The organism is Aeromonas sp. EU05-FHT14A05 (assembly GCF_058791175.1).
This window is the reverse complement of sequence record NZ_JBYTDH010000004.1, coordinates 40,619-62,257: the sequence shown is the minus strand read 5'-3', so window position 1 is coordinate 62,257 and position 21,639 is coordinate 40,619. Positions and strand designations below refer to the sequence as shown.

The 21,639-nt window shown below is 66.2% G+C and carries 24 protein-coding genes; 4 read left to right on the top strand and 20 right to left on the bottom strand.

The annotated features are described in order from the left end of the window. Positions 1-14: 14 nt before the first annotated feature. From AC3WR3_RS07455 to AC3WR3_RS07410, 10 genes are read right to left on the bottom strand one after another with little or no spacing between them, the layout of a single operon-like run. Complete coding sequence (locus AC3WR3_RS07455) at positions 15-440, bottom strand: acyl-CoA thioesterase (RefSeq protein WP_202046575.1); 426 nt, start codon at positions 438-440, stop codon at positions 15-17. Next, positions 430-1,998, bottom strand: coding sequence for an HAL/PAL/TAL family ammonia-lyase (locus tag AC3WR3_RS07450; protein WP_492291554.1), 1,569 nt, complete (start codon positions 1,996-1,998; stop codon positions 430-432). Before AC3WR3_RS07450 ends, AC3WR3_RS07455 begins: the two co-directional genes overlap by 11 nt. Further along, the gene (locus tag AC3WR3_RS07445) at positions 1,985-3,688 is read right to left on the bottom strand and encodes a glycosyltransferase family 2 protein (protein WP_492291553.1); all 1,704 of its coding nucleotides are present in this window, start codon (positions 3,686-3,688) and stop codon (positions 1,985-1,987) included. The genes AC3WR3_RS07450 and AC3WR3_RS07445 overlap by 14 nt, the downstream gene beginning before the upstream one ends. After that, complete coding sequence (locus AC3WR3_RS07440) at positions 3,685-4,056, bottom strand: ApeI family dehydratase (protein ID WP_139746103.1); 372 nt, start codon at positions 4,054-4,056, stop codon at positions 3,685-3,687. The genes AC3WR3_RS07445 and AC3WR3_RS07440 overlap by 4 nt, the downstream gene beginning before the upstream one ends. Continuing rightward, positions 4,040-5,410: an AMP-binding protein gene (locus tag AC3WR3_RS07435; RefSeq protein ID WP_492291552.1), complete on the bottom strand. Its 1,371-nt coding sequence runs from the start codon at positions 5,408-5,410 to the stop codon at positions 4,040-4,042. The genes AC3WR3_RS07440 and AC3WR3_RS07435 overlap by 17 nt, the downstream gene beginning before the upstream one ends. Further along, positions 5,407-5,994 (bottom strand): COG4648 family protein, encoded by a 588-nt coding sequence (locus tag AC3WR3_RS07430; protein ID WP_492291551.1) that lies wholly within the window; start codon positions 5,992-5,994, stop codon positions 5,407-5,409. Before AC3WR3_RS07430 ends, AC3WR3_RS07435 begins: the two co-directional genes overlap by 4 nt. Positions 5,995-6,013: 19 nt before the next feature. After that, positions 6,014-6,262, bottom strand: coding sequence for an acyl carrier protein (locus tag AC3WR3_RS07425; protein WP_005297934.1), 249 nt, complete (start codon positions 6,260-6,262; stop codon positions 6,014-6,016). A gap of 3 nt (positions 6,263-6,265) precedes the next feature. Next, a complete protein-coding gene (locus AC3WR3_RS07420) occupies positions 6,266-6,532 on the bottom strand; it encodes a phosphopantetheine-binding protein (protein ID WP_371165963.1) in 267 nt (88 codons plus the stop codon). A gap of 17 nt (positions 6,533-6,549) precedes the next feature. Continuing rightward, positions 6,550-7,308, bottom strand: a complete 759-nt coding sequence (locus tag AC3WR3_RS07415; protein ID WP_342059082.1) for a lysophospholipid acyltransferase family protein — start codon at positions 7,306-7,308, stop codon at positions 6,550-6,552. Then, positions 7,293-8,006 carry a beta-ketoacyl synthase chain length factor gene (locus AC3WR3_RS07410; RefSeq protein ID WP_492291550.1) on the bottom strand — a complete coding sequence of 238 codons (714 nt, stop codon included), beginning with the start codon at positions 8,004-8,006 and terminating at the stop codon, positions 7,293-7,295. Before AC3WR3_RS07410 ends, AC3WR3_RS07415 begins: the two co-directional genes overlap by 16 nt. A 248-nt stretch (positions 8,007-8,254) precedes the next feature. Between AC3WR3_RS07410 and AC3WR3_RS07405 the strand changes: the two genes are divergently transcribed. Genes AC3WR3_RS07405 through AC3WR3_RS07395 form a run of 3 tightly spaced genes read left to right on the top strand, consistent with a single transcriptional unit; the run spans position 8,255 to position 10,005 of the window. Beyond that, a complete protein-coding gene (locus AC3WR3_RS07405; RefSeq protein WP_202046583.1) occupies positions 8,255-8,647 on the top strand; it encodes a hypothetical protein in 393 nt (130 codons plus the stop codon). Between the two features lie 18 nt (positions 8,648-8,665). Beyond that, the gene (locus AC3WR3_RS07400) at positions 8,666-9,742 is read left to right on the top strand and encodes a methyltransferase (protein ID WP_342059084.1); all 1,077 of its coding nucleotides are present in this window, start codon (positions 8,666-8,668) and stop codon (positions 9,740-9,742) included. Positions 9,743-9,789: 47 nt separating this feature from the next. Further along, complete coding sequence (locus AC3WR3_RS07395; protein ID WP_492291549.1) at positions 9,790-10,005, top strand: hypothetical protein; 216 nt, start codon at positions 9,790-9,792, stop codon at positions 10,003-10,005. Positions 10,006-10,412: 407 nt separating this feature from the next. On the opposite strand, the gene AC3WR3_RS07390 is transcribed toward AC3WR3_RS07395, so the two are convergent. Then, entirely contained in the window at positions 10,413-10,544 is a 132-nt protein-coding gene (locus AC3WR3_RS07390; protein ID WP_342059085.1) for a hypothetical protein, read from the bottom strand. 99 nt (positions 10,545-10,643) lie between these two features. On the opposite strand from AC3WR3_RS07390, the gene AC3WR3_RS07385 reads away from it, so the two are divergent. Further along, on the top strand, positions 10,644-11,369 hold the full coding sequence (locus AC3WR3_RS07385; protein ID WP_492291548.1) for a carbonic anhydrase: 726 nt from the start codon (positions 10,644-10,646) through the stop codon (positions 11,367-11,369). 74 nt (positions 11,370-11,443) lie between these two features. Here AC3WR3_RS07385 and AC3WR3_RS07380 read toward each other — a convergent pair whose 3' ends face one another. The 9 genes from AC3WR3_RS07380 to cobA form a co-directional block, all read right to left on the bottom strand. Next, positions 11,444-12,352: a pseudouridine-5'-phosphate glycosidase gene (locus AC3WR3_RS07380; RefSeq protein ID WP_492291547.1), complete on the bottom strand. Its 909-nt coding sequence runs from the start codon at positions 12,350-12,352 to the stop codon at positions 11,444-11,446. Beyond that, positions 12,346-13,437, bottom strand: a complete 1,092-nt coding sequence (locus tag AC3WR3_RS07375) for a PfkB family carbohydrate kinase (protein WP_247625675.1) — start codon at positions 13,435-13,437, stop codon at positions 12,346-12,348. Before AC3WR3_RS07375 ends, AC3WR3_RS07380 begins: the two co-directional genes overlap by 7 nt. A gap of 145 nt (positions 13,438-13,582) precedes the next feature. Further along, positions 13,583-13,942 carry a nitrite reductase small subunit NirD gene (gene nirD / locus AC3WR3_RS07370; protein ID WP_492291546.1) on the bottom strand — a complete coding sequence of 120 codons (360 nt, stop codon included), beginning with the start codon at positions 13,940-13,942 and terminating at the stop codon, positions 13,583-13,585. Then, on the bottom strand, positions 13,939-16,512 hold the full coding sequence (gene nirB / locus AC3WR3_RS07365; RefSeq protein ID WP_492291545.1) for a nitrite reductase large subunit NirB: 2,574 nt from the start codon (positions 16,510-16,512) through the stop codon (positions 13,939-13,941). The genes nirD and nirB overlap by 4 nt, the downstream gene beginning before the upstream one ends. A 26-nt stretch (positions 16,513-16,538) precedes the next feature. Next, the gene (locus AC3WR3_RS07360) at positions 16,539-17,360 is read right to left on the bottom strand and encodes an ABC transporter ATP-binding protein (RefSeq protein WP_139437223.1); all 822 of its coding nucleotides are present in this window, start codon (positions 17,358-17,360) and stop codon (positions 16,539-16,541) included. 109 nt (positions 17,361-17,469) lie between these two features. Then, positions 17,470-18,414 carry an ABC transporter permease gene (locus tag AC3WR3_RS07355; RefSeq protein WP_492291544.1) on the bottom strand — a complete coding sequence of 315 codons (945 nt, stop codon included), beginning with the start codon at positions 18,412-18,414 and terminating at the stop codon, positions 17,470-17,472. Positions 18,415-18,428: 14 nt separating this feature from the next. Beyond that, a complete protein-coding gene (locus tag AC3WR3_RS07350) occupies positions 18,429-19,787 on the bottom strand; it encodes a CmpA/NrtA family ABC transporter substrate-binding protein (RefSeq protein ID WP_492291543.1) in 1,359 nt (452 codons plus the stop codon). Between the two features lie 355 nt (positions 19,788-20,142). Next, positions 20,143-20,724 (bottom strand): ANTAR domain-containing response regulator, encoded by a 582-nt coding sequence (locus AC3WR3_RS07345; protein ID WP_492291542.1) that lies wholly within the window; start codon positions 20,722-20,724, stop codon positions 20,143-20,145. 125 nt (positions 20,725-20,849) lie between these two features. Further along, the gene (cobA, locus tag AC3WR3_RS07340) at positions 20,850-21,608 is read right to left on the bottom strand and encodes a uroporphyrinogen-III C-methyltransferase (protein WP_492291541.1); all 759 of its coding nucleotides are present in this window, start codon (positions 21,606-21,608) and stop codon (positions 20,850-20,852) included. Between the last annotated feature and the right edge of the window lie 31 nt (positions 21,609-21,639).

Sequence of the window (21,639 nt, the reverse complement as noted above, 5' to 3'; positions counted from 1 at the left end):
GTTCAGAAAAGGAGTCACTCGCTCACCCCCAGCTTGTCCAGCAGCACCCTGGGCGAGGCCAGGCACATCTCGCCACTCGCCTTGTTCACCGCCACCTGGATGCTGTAACCCTTGCTGGTACGCGCACCGCTCTGCGCATCGAACAGCTCGTACTCGATCTTCAGCCGGTTCTGGTATTCGCACAGCCGCGCCTCGACCCGCACCTTCTGGCCAAAGCGCAGGGGTGCCATGTACTTGAGCCGCAGATCGATGATGGGCCAGAGGTAGCCGGACTCATCCATCTGCGGATAGTTGTAATCGATCTGCTCGAGCAAGGCACAGCGGGCCAGCTCGATGTAACGCACGTAGTGGCCATGCCAGGCGACCGCCATCATGTCCACATCGTGGAACGGGATCTCCACCTCGATGCTGTGGCTGATCATCCAGGGTTCACTCTGCATCTGAGGTTTCCTTGTAGAGATCGTAATGACGGGCCTGCAGACGGGCTATCAGGGCCCTGAGCTCCTGCTCCAGGGGCCTGTCCTCCACCAGGGGCGGGTGATCCGCCCTCACCGCCAAGATCGTCTCGCGCAGGGGCTGGCTCAGGGTCTCCAGGTCGCATTGCCGGGCGCCCAGGCTCAGCTCTACCCCCTGCACCGCCGCCAGCAGGCAGGCTGCCCCCACCTGCTCACTCAGGGTCAGCACCCGCAGCGCATCCCGCGCCGCTATGGTGCCCATGCTCACCTTGTCCTGGTTGTGACACTCGGTGGAACGGGAGAAGACGCTGGCGGGCATGGTCTGCTTGAGCGCCTCCGCAGTCCAGGCCGAGACGCCAATCTGCACCGCCTTGAAGCCGTGGTTGATCATGCAGCGCTCGCCGCTGGCACCGGAGAGGTTGCTCGGCAGGCCGCCGTTGAACTTGGTGTCCACCAGCTGGGCCAGCTGGCGATCCAGCAGGTCGGCTAGGTTCGCGATGGCCGCCTTCATGCTGTCCATGGCCATGGCGATGTGACCGCCGTAGAAGTGGCCGCCGTGCATCACGTGCTCCCCCTCCCCGTCGATCAGCGGGTTGTCGTTGGCGCTGTTGAGCTCGTTCTCGATGAGCTGGCGCCACCAGGGCAGGCTGTCGGCCACCACGCCGATGACGTGGGGGGCACAGCGCAGAGAGTATCTGTCCTGCAGCCGGTCGCTGTGGCGCGGCAGCTCGCCCGCCACCAGGTCCGCCCTCAGCCAGGCCGCGATCCCCTGCATGCCGGGGTGGGGTTTGGCGGCAAACAGCCGCTCGTCGAAGTGGAAGGCGTTGCCCCCCATGGCGACGCTTACCAGGGCGGTGATCCGGGTCGCCAGCCGCATCAGGTAGTCGGTGCGGGCATAGGCGAGGCAGGCCAGCGCCGTCATCACCGAGGTGCCGTTCATCAGCGCCAGCCCCTCTTTCGGCCGCAGGGTCAGGGGGGTGACCCCCAGCTCCCGATAGACCTCGGCGGCGGGGCGCAGCCGACCCTGCTGATGGAGCTCGCGCTCCCCCACCAGCACGGCGGCGACGTAGGAGAGCGGGGTCAGATCGCCGCTGGCACCGACGGAGCCCTCTTCGGGAATGCGCGGCACCAGATCCTGCTCCAGCAGCCAGCAGAGGCGTTCGAGCAGGGCCGGGCTGACCCCGGAGACCCCCTGCGCCAGGGAGCAGAGCCGGGTGGCGAGCACGGCGCGGCCGGCATCGAGGGCGAGATCCGCCCCCAGCCCGCAGCCGTGAAAACGGGTCAGGTGCAGCGGCAGCTCGGCCACCAGCTCGGTCGGCACCGGCCGGGTCACCGAGTCGCCGTAGCCGGTGGTCACCCCGTAGATGACACCCTCCTCCGCCAGCAGGCGGTCGAGAAAATCGGCCCCCCGCTGGATGCGGGCCATGAAGGCGGGATCCGGGTTGAGCACGGGCCTGGCACGGCGTTCGGCCAGGGCCACCACGTCTTCGATGGTCAGCGGCGCGGCGCCGAAGGTGACCCTTCTCATCTCACTCTTGTTCATCGGTCAGCTGCCAGAAATCAAAAAAGTTGAACCAGTCCAGGGGGGCCCGCAGACAGTGATGCTGCAGGCGATCGGCATAGGCCTGTACCCGGGACACGAGTATCTCTTGGCGCCCCTGCCGCGGCAGGGGGTGACCGTCGGCAAAGGGCTCGAAATGCACCCGAAAACGCCCCTGCTCCTTGAGGCCGAACAGCAGGTAGACCGGGCAGCCCAGCACGCTGCTGAGCACGAAGGGGCCGAGCGGAAACGGCGCCGGGGCGCCGAGAAAGTCGGCCCAGATCACCCGCTTCTCCCGGGTTACCGAGGTGCGATCGCCGACGATCACCACCCATTCCCCCCGCTCCAGCTTCTCCTTGAGCAGGATGGCGGTGTCGGCCCCCAGCTCCTGCACCTGGATGAGGTTGAGCCGCGAATCCGGGTTGATCTGCTTGAGCAGGGCGTTGAAGCGGGCCGCGTGGCGGGTGAACACCAGCGCATTGATGCGCAGCCCCTGCTTGCGGCTGCCCAGGGCACGGCACAGCTCCAGATCCCCGAGGTGGGAGCCCAGCAGCAGGACGCCCTGACCGCTGTTGATGGCCGCCTGGTAGTGCTCCGCTCCCACCAGCTCGACCTCTTGCTCCGTGATGTCGCCACGCCAGCCCGCCAGCTTGTCGAGCGCCGCCTCGCCGAAGCGCAGGAAGTGGCGAAAGCTCGATCTCGGCTCGGCGGGCAGCGCCACCCCCTGCGCGCTGGCGAAGCGCTCGAGCCGGGTCAGATAGGCCTGGGATGCCTGGCGCTGGGCACGGCCGGTCAGCCAGAAGTAACCGATGACCGGGTAGAGCAGCAGGGAAAACCCGCGCCGCCCCAGCAGGCGGTAGCTGGCCAGCATGATCTGCATGCCGAGCAGCGATCCCCGCTCCGGGGTGCGCGACCAGTGGGTGCGGCGCTCGCGCCAGATCCGGGTTAACCGGGCGCCCAGGTGGCCCGGCCAGCGCAGGAGGCGCAGCAGCAGATCCCACAGCAGGCGGCACACCAGCCGGGTGTGCATCCAGGAGATGTCGAGGTTGTCGCGCCAGAGCCGGAAGTGGGAACTGCCGTCGGCGGGATAGATGACCCGGGTCGGCACGAAACGCACCGCCACCCCGGCCCAATGGAGGCGCACCATCACCTCGGTGTCGAAATCCATCCGCCTGCCGAGGGCCACCTGCTCCAGCAGCGCGCAAGTCGGCGTCAGCGGGTAGACCCGAAAGCCGCACATGCTGTCCTTGATGGCGAACGACAGCGTCTCGATCCAGACCCAGACATGGGTGATGTAGCGGCCGTAGAGGCGCCCCCTGGGCACGGAATCATCGTAGATAGGGCGGCCGGAGACGAGCGCCGCCGGGTGCTGGTCTGCCTCGGCCAGCAGGGCCGGAATGTCCGCCAGATCGTGCTGGCCGTCGGCATCCACCTGCAGGGCATGGCTGAAACCGAGCTCATGGGCGCGGCGCAGCCCCGTCATCACGGCGCCGCCCTTGCCCTGGTTGTGGGGGTGGCGCAGCAGGGTAACCCAGGGGTGCTGGGCGGCCAGCGCATCCAGTGCGGCGGCGGCCACGGGCTCGCTGCCATCGTCGACCAGCAGGCAGGGCAGCTGGTACTCGGCGAGCCTTGCCAGCACGGCGGCCAGCGGGCCGGAGTGGTTGTAACAGGGGATGAGAATGCAGGGCATCATGGGATCAGGCGCACCCGTCCGCTGCTCGCCGGCTCGTCTCCCAGCATGTAGCTGAAGAGGAGCTGGCCCTTGTCCGCCTGCCACTGCAGGCGCAGGCTGCACTCTGCCCCGGGGCGCAGCGGGCGCAGGAACTTGAGCTGATCCACCCCGTGAAACGGCTGTGTCAGCTTGAGCAGGTTGACGGCGTAGTGCATCACCCAGTGGATCTGGGTCACCCCGGGCAGCAGGGGCGCGCCGGGAAAGTGGCCCGCAAACCAGGGCAGCGCGGGATCGAGCCGCAGCCTCAGGCGCACGCCATCGGCCAGCACCTCGCAACCCAGTTCGGTCGGTAGCGTCTCCTGTGGCAGATTGTCAGCGGATGGGCTCATCGAACAGCTCCTTGAGTTGTGGCCAGGGGCGTTTGCCCTGGGCGTTGACGGGCATCTGCTCGACCCGGCGCACGCTGCGCGGCAGGGCGACCGGCTCGAGCCAGGGGCGCAGTTGCTGGCGCAGGGCCAGCAGGAAGCGTCCCTGGCCCAGTTCGTCCCAGCGGGCGGCCCCCGCCTCGCTCAGCACCAGCACGGCGCCGAGGATCTGGCGCTGGCCCTGCTGCAGGGGCAGCACGGCGGCCGATTCCACCTCAGCCAGGGCCTGCAGGCGCACCTCCACCTCGTCGAGGGAGATGCGCTTCTCCTCCAGCTTGATCACCCTGTCCTGGCGACCCAGCAGCGCGAACCCGTCACCCAGCAGGGCGATGCGATCGGCGCAGGCCAGCCAGTCGTCCTCTGCCAAAAAGGGGGAGCGCAGCAGCAGGCTCTGATCCGGGCCGACCCGTACCTCGACCCCGGGCAAGGGGGTCCAGGGGGTCTGTGCCTGGTGGCGCTGGCGCCAGCCGATGCCGCCGGTCTCGCTGCTGCCGAAGATCTCCACCGGCAGCTGGCCGAGCAGGGCCCGGGTCTGATGGGCATCCTCGACTTGCAGGGGGCCGCCGGAGGAGACAATCAGCCGGCAGCCGGCGGCGGGAATGGCCGGATCGAGCCGGCTCAGAAACGCAGGGGAGGCGATCAGGCACCAGGGGGCCGTTTGCAGCGCCAGCTGCTCCGGGTAGTCGATGGAGCGGCGATCGAACGGACGGCCGAGGCAGAGCGGCAACAGAATGCGAAACAGCAGGCCGTAGATGTGCTGGTGACTGACGCTGGCGAGCACCCGGGTGCCCGCCAGCAGCTCGCCCCACAGTGCCATCTGCACCCGCAACTCTGCCTCCAGCTGGGGCCAGGCCTTGGGGATCGCCTTGGGCTCGCCGGTGGAGCCTGAGCTGAACAGGGTGAGATCGAGGCGCTCGGGCGGCAGGGCCGCGCCGTCTGCCTCCGGTTTGTCATCCGCCGCCAGCAGCGGCAGCCTGAGTTGAGGCACGGCAAGTGCCGTGCCCGGCAGATCGCCGTCGGTGAGCAGGCCGTCGAACTGGCTCTGCAACGCCTGCAGGCCGGCCAGCCGCTGATGGCCCGGCAGGATCGCCTGATAGCCACCGAGGGCGCAGGCGAGCAGCGCCTGGGCAAACAGCAGGCTGTCATCGAAACAGAGTGCCCAGCGCGCACCCGGCTGGCCGGCGCCGGCGTGGCTGGCCATGGCCCGGGCCAATTGCAGGGTGCCGCGGCGCAGCTCGGCCAGGGTCACCTCGCCGTCCGGGCCGAAGGCCACCACCAGTTCGCCATCACGGTGCCAGAGGGTCTGCAGCAGCGTCATGGGGTCAACCTCTTCATTACTCGCCTGCGCACCAGATATTCCCCGCCCATCAGGCAGCCCATCAGGACATAGCTGATGAGACCGTTGTAGAGGCTCCAGAGCGCCAGATCCCCGTGCCAGATGGTGGCGGCCGCCAGGGTGCCGTTGATCACGAAGAAGCCGCACCAGACCTGGGTCACCCGCCGGGTGTAACCGATGGCCGCCGCCGGCAAATCGGGATCTTGCAGCCGGGCCAGCCGCTCCACCAGGCTCATGGGACGGGTCAGGCTCCAGCCAAACAAGCAGAGCAGGGAGAGGCTCACCGCCAATGGGTAGTAGAGCAGCCAGTGCCGGTCGCTGAACAGGGCGGACAGCAGGGTCAGCCCCAGGCCGATGCAGGCCAGCAGGCGGCCCAGCCTGAGCCACTCCGGCAGCGGGCCTAGCCGGGACCGCCCCTTGAGCAGGCCAGGCAGCAGCCGCAGCGAGAAGATGAGCAGCAGAGCGAGCAGCAGCGGAGTCTGACTGGCACGGGTCAGCCCCCAGTAGACTGCCAGCGGGTAGAGCAGCAGGGCCCCACCGGCCAGCCAGGAGATCCAGCGCGTCATGATTTGGCGCGAATCGGCATCAGGCGTCGGCCAGCAGACGCTCGACCGCATCCACCACGTCGTTGACGCTGCGCACCGACTTGAACTCCTCCGGCTTGATCTTCTTGCCGGTCAGCTTCTGCAGGTGCACCACCAGATCGATGGCGTCGATGCTGTCGAGCTCGAGATCCTGGTAGAGACGGGCCTCGGGGGTGACGGCCTCTTCGTCGACTTCGAACAGCTCGACGAGGGCGGCCTTGATCTGGGCAAAGATGTCATCACGGGTCATGGCTCAGGCCTCCCCTTTCGACTGGGCCTGCACCAGGGCGACCAGGGCCGCGACACAGGCGAAGTGGCGACGGGTATTTTCATCCTCGGCGGAGAGCACGATGCCGTAGCGGCCCTTGATGGCGAGGCCCAGTTCCAGCGCATCGATGGAGTCCAGCCCCAACCCGTCACCGAACAACGGTGCCTGGCTGTCGATGTCGTCAGGGGTGAGCCCCTCGAGGTTGAGACTGTCGATGATGAGTTGTTTTATCTCTAGGTGCAGGTCTTGCATAACTGTTCCATACGCTGTCATTGGGGCCCCGGTTGCAGGGCCCGGGTGAGAAACCGGGTCAACTGGCGGGCGGCCAGCGCACTGCTCTGGCCGGTGGCGACCACGTCTTGTGCCGCCACTTGCTGCAGAAATTCTATGGTGAACGTTGGCTTATTTTCCGGGATCTTGAACCATTTGTCCTGCTTGGTGAGAAAACGGGCGCTGCAGTGGATCCGCACCAGTTGCACCGGCACCTGGCCGCGCACCGCCAGCTGGGCCGCACCACGCTGCAACTTGATCGCCTCCCCCGGGGTAGTGCGGGTCCCTTCCGGGAAGATCAGCAGCAGGCCGCCGGCCCGGATCCGCGCCATGCACAGGGCCAGCAGATCCTCTCCCGCCACATTGGGCAGGTAGTCGGCCGCCCGCACCACACCACCGATGAAGGGGTTGCGCCAGAGGGACTGCTTGACGATGCAGTCGCACACCGGCATCTCGGCCGCCAGGATGACGTAGTCGAGCAGGCTGGGGTGATTGGCCACCACCAGGGCACCTTGCAAGTCTGCTGGCATGCCTTTCACCCGATAATCCAGCACCCCCCAGCCGCGCAGCATGCCCAAAAACAGCCGGAAGCTGTGGCGGATGCTGAGCTGAGCCAGGGTGCGGCGGCGCTCCCCGCGCAAGCAGAGCGCCAGCAGCGGAAACCAGCACAGGGAGAGCAGCAGGCCGCCCACCCCGAACAGGGTGAAGCCAAGGGCCGTGCCGATCAGCCGCCAGCCCCGGTTCAGCGCCGCTGCCATGCCCACTCCTGGCGGCCATCGCAAAGGGTCAGGGTCGGTTCATGCCGCAGCAGGGCCCGCCAGAAGGCCAGGCTCTGCGGCAGCGAACGGGCAGTGGGTTCCACTACGGGTCGCACGCCTTCGCAGCGCCACTGTTCGCCCGCCTCAAGCACCATCCCCAGGGCGTGGGGCGGCGCCTCATCCGGCAGCCAGGGGCGATGAAACTCGGGTACCGGCCCCTCGAAGGCCACCAGCATCACCCGCCGGGCACCGGCCTGCAGGGCCGCCACTGCCTCGGTCAGACCCGCCATCATGCTGCTTTCCCCTGCCGCCAGCGAGGTCATGGGGATGGCGGCCTTACCCTGGATGGAGCAGAGCCCTGCGGCAGTATTGTGCACCGACATGGAGAAGTCGGTGGGCGACAGCGTCTGCCCATCCGCCAGCGCCTGCAGCAGCGTCATGGAGCGGGCCAGCTCGCCATGGCGGCTGGCGAAGATGGCGTAATCGACAGCATGGCGAGCCAGCAGGCATAACCCCACCTGCACCGCCAGCCGGGACCCTTGGCTCAGGCGGCGCGCCATCATCATGGGGAGCAAGGGGGTAGCGGGAAAGGACGGGTCGACGGGCCAACGGCCCTGCTGTGCCCACCCCTGCCAGGCGGCCTCATCGGCCAGACCCGGAGACAGTGCCTGGCTATCCAGCAGCGAGAAAGAGAGCATATTTCAGGCAACCTGTCCTTAAAACGGTGGGTGGGAGCGAAGACGATAAAAAGCACTCATCCGGCTGGCAGAGCCTGTTCCACGGCATGGAATGGCGTCATCAGGTTAATACCGGTCGGATAATACCATTATTCATCAAAAATAATAGCTGGCGCAGATTATCCACCGCCTTGATGATTGAAAATAAATGATTTGTGTTGTCTTATTGCCATCCGCAAGTGGTGAATATTCTCTCCAAGGAATATATTATGAAACTCGTTAATAAAATTTGCATGGTGTTGACCTGTGTCCTGTTGGCCGCCTGTTCCACCAGCCAGCCCATTCGCAATATGGCCGCCAATCCGGTTGCTTTTAATTTGACCGATGAGCAGGTTGCCAATGCTATTATTACGGCCGGAACCAGCAAGAGCTGGGTGATGAAAAAAGAGCGGCCCGGGCTTATTCGTGGCCAGGTCAATGTGCGTCAACATCAGGCGGTGATCGATATTCCCTATAGCGCTCGCGATTATTCCATCAATTATGTGAGCAGCGTCAACCTTGATGACAAGGGCAAGGGCAGCATCCATCGCAGTTATAACCGTTGGGTGCTGGGTCTGAATCAGGCCATCCAGACCGAACTCGCCCGCGCCCAAAACCATTAATCCGGCAGGAGCCACCCCGTGAAGCATTATCAGACAGACCCCTACAACGCGCTGGAGGCCATCAGCGAAGCCCAGAAAATCGCTTTCGCCCCCATGCTGTTTCAAGCCAGCTGGTGTCTGCGCGAGACCGGGGTGCTCGCCTTTCTCGAGAGCCGCGGCCAGCAGGGCGCGCCGCTGGCCGACATCGCCCAGGCATGTGCGCTGAGCGAATACGGCGCCGGCGTTCTGCTGGACATGGGGCTCGGTGGTGGACTCTGCTATCTGGCCGAGGAGCACTATCTGCTGGGGCGGGTCGGCAAGTATCTGCTGAACGACCCCATGACCCGGGTCAATCTCGACTTCACCCAGCACCTCTGCTATCAGCCCCTCGCCCACCTGCTCGACGCCATCCGTCAGGGCACCCCGGCCGGCCTGCAGGTATTCGGTCCCTGGCAGACCCTCTACCCGCACCTGAGCGAGCTGCCGGAAGAGGCCCGCCGCAGCTGGTTTGCCTTCGATCACTTCTACTCCGACTGGGCGTTCCAGCAGGCGCTGGACAAGGTATTCGGCTATGAACCGCACCACCTCTACGATCTGGGCGGCAACACCGGCAAGTGGGCCCTGGCCTGCGCCCAGCGGGATCCCGCACTGCGGGTCACCATCCTGGACTTGCCCGAGCAGCTGGCGCTCGCTCGCCGCAACATCGAGGCGGCGGGGCTGACGGAGCGAATCCAGGGCCATCCGGTGGATCTGCTGCAACCGGGCCCCCTGCCCGGTGAGGCCGACATCTGGTGGATGAGCCAGTTCCTCGACTGCTTCAGCCACGAGCAGATCGTCGCCATCCTGAACCGGATCCGGCTGGCCATGAAACCGGACGCCCGGGTCTGCATCCTGGAGCTGTTCTGGGACAGGCAGGCCTTCGAAGCCGCCAGTTTCAGTCTCAACGCCACCTCCCTCTACTTCACCAGCCTGGCCAACGGCAACAGCCGCTTCTACCACTCCAAAGAGCTGTACCAGTGCCTGCGCGAGGCGCATTTCCATGTGGAGGCCGAGCACGAGATCCCGGGACCGGGCCACACCCTGCTGGTTGCCCGCCCGCTGCACACGAGGCCATAATGCCGACATCGACATGAAGATGATGATGAAACGAAAAGGAGCACGGCATGCCGCGTAACTGCATGGCACTGATGGCGCTCGGCCTGGCCCTGGGCAGCCTGATCAGCGGCTGCGCCGACATCAAGGAGGCGGGCCGCACCGTGGGTCACACCACCCGGGACGTGACCCGGGAGATTGGCCACACCACCCGGGATGTGACCCGCGAGATAGGTCATGGCACCCGGGATGCGGTCAAGCAGGTGGGGGATGAGATCAGCAAATGACAACGGGGGCCGAGGCCCCTGTTGTCATGAGGGCGTCAACCGCTCCACAGGGCCATCAGCCGGGACCATGGTCTCCTCCTGCTCGTGCGACAGCCCGGCGAAGGCATCGGTCAACGCCTTGATGGCGAAATCCGCCTTGCTTTAAATGCCGTAGTTGTGGGCCCGGCACCAGACATTATTCATTCATCTTTTCTCTCCCTCGTGGGCATGCATCACAGCAGCCTCAGGCTGCCCGTGAACGGCTGCCTGCCATTCGCCCAAGTTCAAAAAGGAAAGACAAAAACCACATTAAAAACAATTAATTAATATATTCCTGACGGACTGACGGCAGAACTGGTGCGGTAAAAAAGAGTTCAATGTCGATGGATAAATCATGAACAAATTCATCCACGACAACAGCCCATTAATTAGACTGCTGTCATTGCGCCAAGCAATAATTCAATATGCAGTGATTGCCGACCATTACGTAGATCCATATTAAATGCATCATCAATATCGCCGGCAATTATCCAATCAATAATAAAAATACTGTCTGACATTCTGTATCCCGCAATTCAGGTGATGCCATCCGCTGTTTCCACCCTCTATTTATTGCGAAAACGGATGGCCACGCTTTTCAATCAAGATAAGGATATATGATGAAAAAGTCCCTGCTGGCCGGTGCCCTGCTGCTCTGCCCCGCCGCCTTCGCTGCCACAGTGCACTGGGAATACAGCGGCGAGGCCGGCCCGGCGAAATGGGCCAGCCTGACCCCGGAATATGGCCAGTGCGCCGGCAGCAACCAGTCGCCAGTCAACCTCTCGGGTCTGGTGGAGGCCGAACTGGCGCCGTTGCAGTTCCACTACCTGCCGGGTGGCAAGACGCTGGTTAACAACGGCCACACGGTGCAGGTCGACTATGCCCCCGGCAGCAGCCTGGAGCTCGATGGCATGAGCTTCGAACTCAAGCAGTTCCACTTCCACGCCCCCAGCGAAAACCTCATCGAGGGCAGATCCTATCCGCTTGAGGGGCACCTGGTGCATGCCAACGCCAAGGGGGAGCTGGCGGTAGTGGCGGTGATGTTCGAGCCGGGCCAGGCCAATGGGGCACTGAGCCAGGCCTGGCAGGACCTGCCAGCCAAGGCGGGGGAGATCCACGCCTTCAAGGAAGCGGTCTCGGCGGAGTCACTGCTGCCCGCCCAGCGCGACTACTACCGCTTCAGCGGCTCCCTGACCACGCCGCCCTGCTCGGAAGGGGTCCGCTGGCTGGTGATGAAGCAGCCGGTGCAGGTGGGCCAGGCCCAGATCGACGCCTTCAAGGCGGTGATGCACCACCCCAACAACAGGCCAGTCCAGCCCCTCAACGGTCGCCTGGTGCTGCAATAACGCCCCCGGCAACTCACAGAGCCGAGATGAAAAAAGAGGGCCCGCTGGCCCTCTTTTCTATTCACCACGAGCCGTTACAGGCTGGCGGCAATCTTTGCCCCCAGGGCCGCGTTGTTGAGCACCAGCTGGATGTTCGCCGCCAGGGAGTTGCCGCCGGTCAGCTCGCACACCCGGGCCAGCAGGAAGGGGGTGGACTCCTTGCCCTTGACCCCCTGCTCGTCTGCCTCTCGCAGCGCCTGGGCAATGGCCGCGTCTATGTCGGCCTTGGGCATGGCGAACTCGGTCGGGATGGGGTTGGTGACCACGGCGCCGCCGGCCAGGCCCAGCTCCCACTTGAGGCGCAGCGCCTCGGCGATGGCCGCCGGGGTATCGAGGCGGTAATCCACCTTGAAGCCGCTCTCCCGGGTGTAGAAGGCGGGCAACTCCTCGGTCTGGTAGCCGATGACCGGCACCCCCTGGGTCTCCAGGTACTCCAGGGTCAGACCGATGTCGAGGATGGACTTGGCGCCGGCACAGACCACGGCCACCGGGGTCTGGGCAAACTCCTGCAGGTCGGCGGAGATGTCGAAGGTCTCCTGGGCGCAGCGGTGCACGCCGCCGATGCCGCCGGTGGCGAACACCCGGATCCCCGCCATGGCGGCGATGATCATGGTGGACGCGACCGTGGTCGCCCCCAGACCCTTGTTGGCCAGCACGAAGGGGATGTCGCGACGGCTGCACTTGGTGGCGGCATGACCGGCACGGCCCAGCGCCTCCAGGGCCCCCTCATCCAGACCCACCTTGAGGCGGCCATCGATGATGGCGATGGTGGCCGGCACGGCGCCGTTGTCCCGCACCACCTGCTCCACCTGGCGCGCCGTCTCCACGTTCTGCGGATAGGGCATGCCGTGGGAGATGATGGTGGACTCCAGGGCAACGACGGGTTTGCCGGCGGCCAGGGCTTCGGCGACTTCAGGTTGGATATCGAGGTAAGCGTTCAACATGGGTACTCCTCCAGCATGCGTTCAACGGCGGCCTTGGATAGGCCGGAAAAGACGGTATCGGAACAATTGACGGTGAGGGCGGCGCAGCCGAGGGCGAACCGGGTCGCCTCCATGATGCCCTGCTCCAGCAACCAGGCGTGGGCCAGCCCTGCCATGAAGGCATCGCCGCCGCCGGTCACGTTGACGACAGGGCTGCCGAGCACGGGCAGATGGCCCTGGCACTCCCCGTCGCTGTAGAAGATCCCCTGATCGCCGAGGCTCAGGAACAGCCGCTGCACCCCGGCGCGGTGGAACCAGGCCGCCGCCATGGGCCAGGTATCTGGCCCGGCGATGCGGAAGCCGCACAGCTGTTCCGCCTCACTGCGGTTCGGCTTGAGGGTGTGGATGCGGTGCAGCCAGGGGCGGATCTTCTCCACCTTGGCCACAGAGACGGTGTCGACGAAGATGATGTGCTCACCCTGGCGCTCAAACAGCCAGTCCAGGGTGTGGGTGGCGAGGTTGGTGTCGAGGACCCAGAGCCGCGCCGCCTGCAGAAAACCGCTCAAGGGGGTGAGCCTGGCCGGAGTCAGCTCGTCTATGATGCCCATGTCGTTGACGGCGCAGCTCATCTCGCCGCTGCCATCGTGCAGGCTGAGGTAGCAGGAGGTGGCCTGCCCCTCCAGCACCAGCACCTGGCGCACGTCGACCCCGGCGCGCTGGCTCACCTCCAGCAGGTGATGGCCGTACTGATCGTTGCCCACCGCGGTCAGCAGCCGGGTGTCGGTGCCGAGCCGCGCCAGGTTCTCGGCGATGTTGCGCCCCACCCCACCGGCGGAGGTGCGCACTCGACCCGGGTTGGAGTCGCCGATACGCAGGTTGTCGTGGCTGCAGCCGCAGATATCCATGTTGGCGCCGCCGATCACCACGGCGTAGGGGCCTTCGCGCAGCACATAGCCGCGCCCCTGCACATAACCCTGGCGCATCAGGCTGGAGATATGGCTCGCCAGCGCCGAGCGGCTGATACCCAGTCTGTCTGCCAGCTCCTGCTGGGCAATCATGGGATCCTGGCGCAGCAGGGCGAGGATCTCCTGTTCACGTTCCGTCATAGACAAACATCCAGTTACAAACGTTTGTCCATTATTTCCGAAAAACGTTTTCCCGCCATCCTCTCGTGCAAGAAATGTCGGGTCAGCCACAAAAAATCACCGGGCAGTGCCCGGCGATCAAAACATGGTTTTCAGATGATGCCACTCAACCCAGCTGCACCCAGACCTCGCCCCCCTCCAGCCTCACCGGCCAGCAGGCGACGCTCAGGGCCGGATCATCCAGGCAGCGACCGTCCATCAGGGCGTAGCGCTGTTTGTAGAGGGGGGAGGCAACCACGGGCTCGCCCCCGGCGTCTCCCACCAGGCCGCGCCCCAGCACCGCCACCCCGGCCAGGGGATCCACCCCGTCCAGGGCATAGACCCGCTCTCCGAGGCGAAACAGCGCCAGCACCCGCCCATTCAGCCAGGCGCTGCGCCCAGCCTGCTCCGGCAGCGCCGCCAGCTCGCACACCCGATGCCAGGCCCCGGTCGCTGACTGCAAGGTCTCTTCTTTTATGTCGCTCATACCACCTCCTTGATACTGATATCCGGTACCCATTGCCCCCGCTCCTCACGGCGCGGCGGCGTCTCGTCCTCGGGCCGGTTGACGAAGGCCTCGAACAGCTTGAGCTTGTCAGGATCCGCCAATGTGCTCTTCCACTCGCACTGCCAGGTGCCGACTATCTCCCCCATCATGGCCTCCAGCTCGTCCCCGATGCCGAGCCTGTCTTCGATGATCACCGACCTGAGGTAGTCGAGCCCCCCTTCCATGTTCTCCATCCAGACCGAGGTGCGTTGCAGCCTGTCCCCGGTGCGCACATAGAACATCAGCAGCCGGTCGATGTAGCGGATCAGGGTCTGCTCGTCGAGATCGGTGGCGAACAGGTCGGCGTGGCGCGGCCGCATGCCGCCGTTGCCGCACACATAGAGGTTCCAACCCCGCTCGGTGGCGATGACGCCGATGTCCTTGCTCTGGGCTTCGGCACACTCCCGGGTACAGCCTGAGACCGCAAACTTCAGCTTGTGGGGCGCCCGCAGCCCCTTGTAGCGGTGCTCCAGGGTCTGGGTCAGGGTCATGGAGTCCTGTACCCCGTAGCGACACCAGGTCGAGCCAACGCAGGACTTCACGGTGCGCACCGACTTGCCGTAGGCCTGGCCGGTCTCGAACCCCGCCGCCACCAGCTCGCCCCAGATGGCGGGCAGCTGGTCGACCCGGGCACCGAACAAGTCGATGCGCTGGCCGCCGGTGATCTTGGTGTAGAGGCCGTACTTGCGCGCCACCTCCCCGATGGTGATGAGGCCGTCAGGGGTGATCTCCCCCCCCGGGATGCGCGGCACCACAGAGTAGGTGCCGTCCTTTTGCAGGTTCGCGAGGAAGGCGTCATTGGTGTCCTGCAACCCGCGATGGGGCTTCTCCAGCACGTGCTCGTTCCAGAGCGACGCCAGGATAGAGGCCACCGTCGGCTTGCAGATGTCGCACCCCAGCCCCTGGCCGTGCTTGTCCCGCAGCGCCTCGAAGCTCTTCAGCTCGCCGACCCGGGCCAGGTGATAGAGCTCCTGGCGGCCGTAGGCGAAGTGTTCGCACAGCCCCTTGTCCGCCTCCACACCTAGGTCCGCCAGGGTCTGATCCACCACCTGCTTGAGCAGGTTGCTGCAACCGCCGCAGCCGGTGCCCGCCCTGGTACAGCTCTTCACCGCCGACAGCTCGTGGTTGCCCGCCCGAACGGCGGCCACCACCTCCCCCTTGCTGACGTTGTGGCAGGAGCAGAGGATGGCGCTGTCCGGCAGCACCAGGGGGGCGGGGGCGGCGCCTGCCTCCCCCACCAGCAGGGAGAGCGGCGGCTGGGGCAGTGCCACCCCGTTCTGGTAGTACTGCAGCAGCCGCTCATAATCGGCGCCGTCCCCCACCAGGATGGCGCCGAGCAGGCGGCTCCCCTCGCCGTCGGTCACCAGCTTCTTGTAGATGCCCTTGACCCTGTCCAGCAGCAGCAGCTCCTGGGCACCGGCGGTGCTGGCGTGGGCGTCGCCGATGGAGCCCACGTCCACCCCCATCAGCTTGAGCTTGGTGGACATGTCGGCCCCGACAAAGCGGGTCTCGCCACCGCACAGGCTGGCCACGGCGGCCCGGGCCATCTGGTAGCCTGGGGCCACCAGGCCGAAGATGCGCCCCTGCCAGAGCGCGCACTCGCCGATGGCGAGGATGGCGGGATCCGAGCTGTGGCAGCCGTCGTCGATGCAGATGCCGCCGCGCTCCCCGACCGCCAACCCGGATTGCCGGGCCAGGGCGTCGGCGGGGCGGATGCCTGCGGAGAACAGCAGCACGTCGGTCTCAAGGTGGGTGCCGTCCTTGAAACGCAGGCGGTGGCGAGCCTGCTCCCCCTGCTCTATGCATTCGGTGGCCTTCTCCACCAGCACCTCGACCCCGAGGGCCTGGATCTTGTCTCGCAGCACGGCGCCACCGCTCTCGTCGAGCTGCACCGGCATCAGCCTGGGGGCGAACTCCACCACCTGGGTCTTGAGGCCGAGCAGGCGCAGGGCGTTGGCCGCCTCCAGCCCCAGCAGGCCGCCACCTATGACCACGCCGCTGCGGGCCTGGGCGCAAGCATCGCGGATGGCGGCGAGATCCCCCAGGGTGCGGTAGACGAAACACCCCTCCCGCTGATGGCCGGGGATGGGGGGCACGAAGGGAACCGAGCCGGTCGCCAGCACCAGACGGTCGTAAGGGAACTGCTCGCCGTTGGCCAGGGTCAGGGTGCGGGCGGCCCGGTCGAGCACCTCCACCTCGGCCCCCAGCCGCAGCGTTATGCTGCTCTCTTCATACCAGGCGGGATCCGCCATGCGCAGCGCCTCCGGGGCCTTGCCGCCGAACACCTCGGAGAGGTGCACCCTGTCGTAGGCGGAGTCAGGCTCGGCCCCGAACACGGTCACCTCGAAGCGCGCCAGCCCGCCCGCCGCCACCAGCTGCTCGACGAAGTGGTGACCCACCATGCCGTTGCCCACCACCAGCAGGCGTTGCTTTTCGGCGGATCCGGCGCTCTGGCGATCGATCAGGTCCACGCCATCGCCGATCACCCACTGTTGCTCTTTGTCAGCCATATCTCTCTTCCTTGAATCCGGTGGGCTCAGGCGCGCAGCTTGCTGCGCACTTTCTCGGCCGCCTTGAGGGGGGTCACCTTGCGCTGCTTCTCGTAGAGGAAGCGCAGCACCTGCTGGCGCAGCTTGTGGTAGTGGGGGTCATCCGCCAGGGCGACCCTGTCTCTGGGCCTTGGCAGGTCCACCGTCAGGATCTCGCCGACGGTGGCACTGGGGCCGTTGGTCATCATGCAGATGCGATCGGAGAGCAGCACCGCCTCGTCCACGTCGTGGGTGATCATGATGACGGTGTTGCCAAGCTCCGCCTGGATCGCCATCAGGGCATCCTGCAGATGGGCCCGGGTCAGGGCGTCGAGGGCGCCGAACGGCTCGTCCATCAGCAACACCTTGGGGGAGAGCGACAGGGCGCGGGCGATCCCGACCCGCTGCTTCATCCCCCCCGACAGCTCGTGGGGCATCTTCTGGCTGGCGTGATCCATCTGCACCAGGGAGAGGTAGTAGTCCACCCGCTCCGCCACCGCCCGCTTGTCAGACTCCACCTGGGCCACCGCCAGCGCCACGTTCTGCTGGACGCTGAGCCAGGGCAGCAGGGCGTGGTTCTGGAACACCATAGCCCGCTCGGGCCCCGGCCCCGCCACCTCGCGGCCATCGAGGATGATGCCGCCGAGGGTCGGCTCCAGCAGCCCGGCCACCAGGTTGAGCACCGTGCTCTTGCCGCAGCCCGAGTGACCGATGAGGGAGACGAACTCCCCCTTCTCGATGCGCAGGTTGACCCGGCTGAGGGCCTCGAAGCTGCCCTGCTCCGTCTCGAACGAGATGCCGACGTCGCTTATCTCCAGATAACTCTTCATTGGCTCTTCTCCTGCCTGAATAGGAATGTGATTAACGCAGCACCTGGCGCTTGTCCCAGGACAACCAATGCTGCAGGGCCTGTACTGCCCGGGTTTTCTCGCAGCGTCGTTAGCGCAGTACCTGGCGCTTGTCCCAGGACAACCACTGCTGCAGGGCCAGCATGCCCCTGTCCAGGGCGCAGCCGATGAGGCCTATGGTGATCACCGCCACCATGATGCGGGCCAGGGAGGCCGAGCCGCCGCTCTGGAACTCGTCCCACACGAACTTGCCGAGCCCGGGGTTCTGGGCCAGCATCTCAGCCGCGATCAGCACCATCCAGGCCACCCCCAGGGAAAGCCGCAACCCGGTGAAGATCATGGGCAGGGCCCCGGGCAGCACGATGCGGTGCACATGGGTCACAAAGGAGAGGCGCAGCACCCGGCTGACGTTGTGCAGATCCCCATCCAGCCCCGCCACCCCCACTGCGGTGTTGATCAGGGTCGGCCAGAGGGAGCAGAGGGTCACCGTCAGGGCCGAGGTGAGGAAGGATTTGGCGAGCCAGGGGCTCGGGTTTGCGTAGAGGGCGCTCACCACCAGCGTGATGAGGGGCAGCCAGGCCAGGGGCGACACCGGCTTGAGCAGCTGGATCACCGGGTTGGCGGCGCGATAGAGCCCCTGGTTCATGCCGAGCAGCACCCCGCACGGGATGGCGATCAGGGTCGCCAGAGTGAAGCCGCACAGCACGGTGAGCAGGCTGGTGGCTATCTGATCGAAGAAGGTGGGGCGCCCTGTGTAGGGGCGCAGCTTCACCTCGGCCGCCGGATCCGCCGCCAGCCTTGCCGCGTTGCGAACCTGCTGGCGCTCGAGGAAGGCGCTCGCCTTCTCCCGCTCCGCCAGATGCTCCTGCCCCAGGGACCAGAGCTGGCTGGCGGTGGCGAGCGGCCCCGGCAGGGTGCCCAGACTGGTCTGCACCTGGCTCGCCCCCCACTGCCAGAGGCCGAGGAACAGCAGCACGCCGAGCAGGGGCTGCACCAGGGTTTTCCAATCAATGATTTTCCACTGAAGTCGTTTCATTGCGCTCTCCTCGCTCATTGCACCCGCTCATCGCCCTTGAGGCCGATGGCGAACTGCTGCAGATAGGCGTTGGGGTGGCGGCCGTCGTAGATGAGGCCGTCGATGAAGCCATCCTGGGGGCCGCGATAGCCCTGCTCGCTGGCAAAGTCCGGGAAGTCCGTGGCCTTGAGCTTGCCCTCGGCGATCAGCGCCTCGGCGGCCTGGCGATAGACGCCCGGTTGATAGACTGCCTTGGCCACCTGCTCGAACCAGGCGTCCGGCCTGGCGTCGGGGATCTGGCCCCAGCGCCGCATCTGGGTCAGATACCAGATGGCGTCGGAGTAATAGGGGTAGGTGGCGTGGTGGCGGAAGAAGACGTTGAAGTCAGGCAGCTGGCGCTTGTCCCCCCTGGCATACTCGAAGGTGCCGGTCATGGAGCTGGCGATCACCGCCTCGTCGGCCCCCACGTACTCGGGCTTGGCCAGCAGCTTGGCCGCCTCGCGCCGGTTGCCGTTCTCTTCCGCATCCAGCCACCAGGCCGCCCGCAGCAACGCCTTCACCAGCCGCACATGGGTGTTGGGGTGGCGCTCGGCCCACTGCCGGGTGACGCCGAACACCTTCTCCGGATTGTTGCGCCAGATCTCCTGATCCGTGATGACGGGCACCCCTATGCCCCTGGCGACCGCCTGCTGGTTCCAGGGCTCACCCACGCTGTAGCCGGCTATGGTGCCCGCCTCCAGGGTGGCGGGCATCTGGGGCGGCGGCGTCACCGACAGCAGCACGTCCGCCTGGCGCTGGCCCGAGTTGTCGCCGAGCTTGGGGGCATAGAAGCCGGGGTGCAGGCCGCCTGCCGCCAGCCAGTACCTCAGCTCGTAGTTGTGGGGGGAGACGGGGAACACCATCCCCATGTTGAACGGCTTGCCCCCCTGACGGTAGTCCGCTACCACGGGCTTGAGGGCGGCGGCGTTCACCGGGGGCGGCACCTGGCCCGCCTTCGCCTTGGGCAGCTGGGGCGCCATGGCGGCCCAGACGCTGTTGGCCACCGTGATGGCGTTGCCGTTGAGATCCATGGCAAAGGCCGTCACCAGCTCGGCCTGGGTGCCGATGCCGATGTGGGCCGCCAGGGGCTGGCCCGCCAGCATCTGGGCGCCGTCCAGCTCGCCGTCTATCACCCGATCCAGCAGGATCTTCCAGTTCGCCTGGGCTTCCAGGGTCACATAGAGCCCCTCGTCCTCGAAGTAGCCCCGCTCGTAGGCCACCGCCAGCGGCGCCATGTCGGTCAGCTTGATAAAGCCGAGCCTGAGCTCCTCCTGCTCGGGGGCACCCACAGCCGCCAGCACCGGCAGCGACAGCGCCGCCAGCAGCAGCCCCGCACATCCTTGTCGTCCCTTCATTGCATCTCCTCGCTCGGTTCAGGGTCTGGGCATTCGCGCCAGTCTGTCGGGGGGATCGCTGTGCTGCCTCGTTGCAGCGCTGCGACCCGGACAGCGTGTTGCGACCAAAAAAAGCCCCACCGATCCGGGATCGGTGGGGCCTCTTTGCCCTGTTGCAGCGAGGTGGCCGATCTGGCCCCTCACTGCGTCTCTTCACTTCATTGCACTCGTCTTCTTGTTATTTTGTTATTCACTTTCCGTGCCAGCTCGTCCAAGCCGCATCGGGCGGCCCTTTCCGGTCTTTGTCTCCCCGCTTTTTCCCCCAACTTGCCTCAATTAGGCGCAATTGCACCAAAACGGTTTGCCAGCGGGGCGCTCAGGCGGGCAATGCCTGCAGCAGTTGCCGCGCCAGCTCCCCCAGGCTCAGGTGGCGGCTCATGGCGGTGCTGCGCATCAGGCGGTAGGCCTGATCCTCGTCCAGCCCCTGATGGCGCATCAGGCGCCCCTTGGCCTGCTCGATGAGCCGCCGCTCCTCCAGCTTCTGGCGCAGCTCGCTCTCGGTCTGCATCAGGGCCTGCACCATGGCGAGCTGGCTGCGGGCGAGGCGCAGCCACTGCTCCACCGGCTCCCGCTCGCCGCACGGATGGGGCACCAGCAGCACCCCCTGCTGCAACAAGGCGAGCTGGGTGTCGCCCCCCAGCCGCTCGCAGAACAAGAGGCGCGGCAAGCCGGGCCAGAGGGAGAGGCCGAGGCGCACCTCGGCGCCGAACTGGCGGCAACTGACCAGCAGGGCGTCCCCCTGATCCATCGGGGTCAGCAGCTGGCGGGTGTCGAGTATCCTGGGCTGATGGCCGTAGTGGCTGACCAGCAGGGCCAGGCGATTGGCCTGGCCCGGATCATCGGCGTGGATCAGCAGGCGGGAGGGGGGGCCGTCCTGGCCCCGGGGAAGAGTAGTCATGGCGCTCCTTGCCAACGGCTATCGCAACGTGTCTGCCGAAAATGCCGCAACATGAAGGCCAACTATTTGAATCTACCTCCTTTTTATCCATCAGGAGGTAGTGGGGGTAGAGGGGAAAAACCGGCTCAGGCCACCCGCTCCATGGTCTGGTTCAGCAGGGCCTGCAGCTCGGCGCCCAGGTTCACCACCTCCCCCATGATCATCAGCACGGGACTCTGGCCGAGCAGGGCACGGGCGGCCTGCTCCAGTCCCTCCAGCCTGGCGTGATGGATCTGCTGGCGCGCACTGCACCCGGCCACCACCAGGGCCACCGGCAGATCCCCGGATGCCCCCGCCGCCAGCAGCCCCTGCCGGATCTGGGCCGCCCGCTCCAACCCCATGTAGAACACCAGGGTGTGGCCGGCCCGGGTCAGCCCCTGCCAGCCTCTATAGTCCCCCTCGTCCATCAGATGGCCCGTCACCAGGGTCAGGGAGCGGGCCAACCCCCTGTGGGTCAGGGGGATCAGGGTGCTGGCGGCGCAGCCCAGAGCCGCCGTGATGCCGGGCACCAGCTCGGCCTCTATGCCGTGGCGGGCCAGATGCAGCGCCTCCTCCCCGCCCCGGCCGAATACCAGGGGATCCCCCCCCTTGAGGCGTACCACCCGCTTGCCGGTGCGGGCCAGGGCCAGCAGCAGGGCGTTGATCTCCTCCTGGGTCGGGCTCGGCTCGCCGCAGCGCTTGCCCACGTCGAAGCGGGCCGCCCCCTGGGGGATCCGGGTCAGGATCTCGCTCCCCACCAGGCGGTCATAGACCACCACCTCTGCCGCCTCTATGCGGTGCAGGGCGCGCAGGGTCAACAATTCGAGGGGCCCTGGGCCCGCTCCTACCAGACTGATTTGGCTCATCGCACACTCCTTGTGTTGCTGCCCAGGCCTC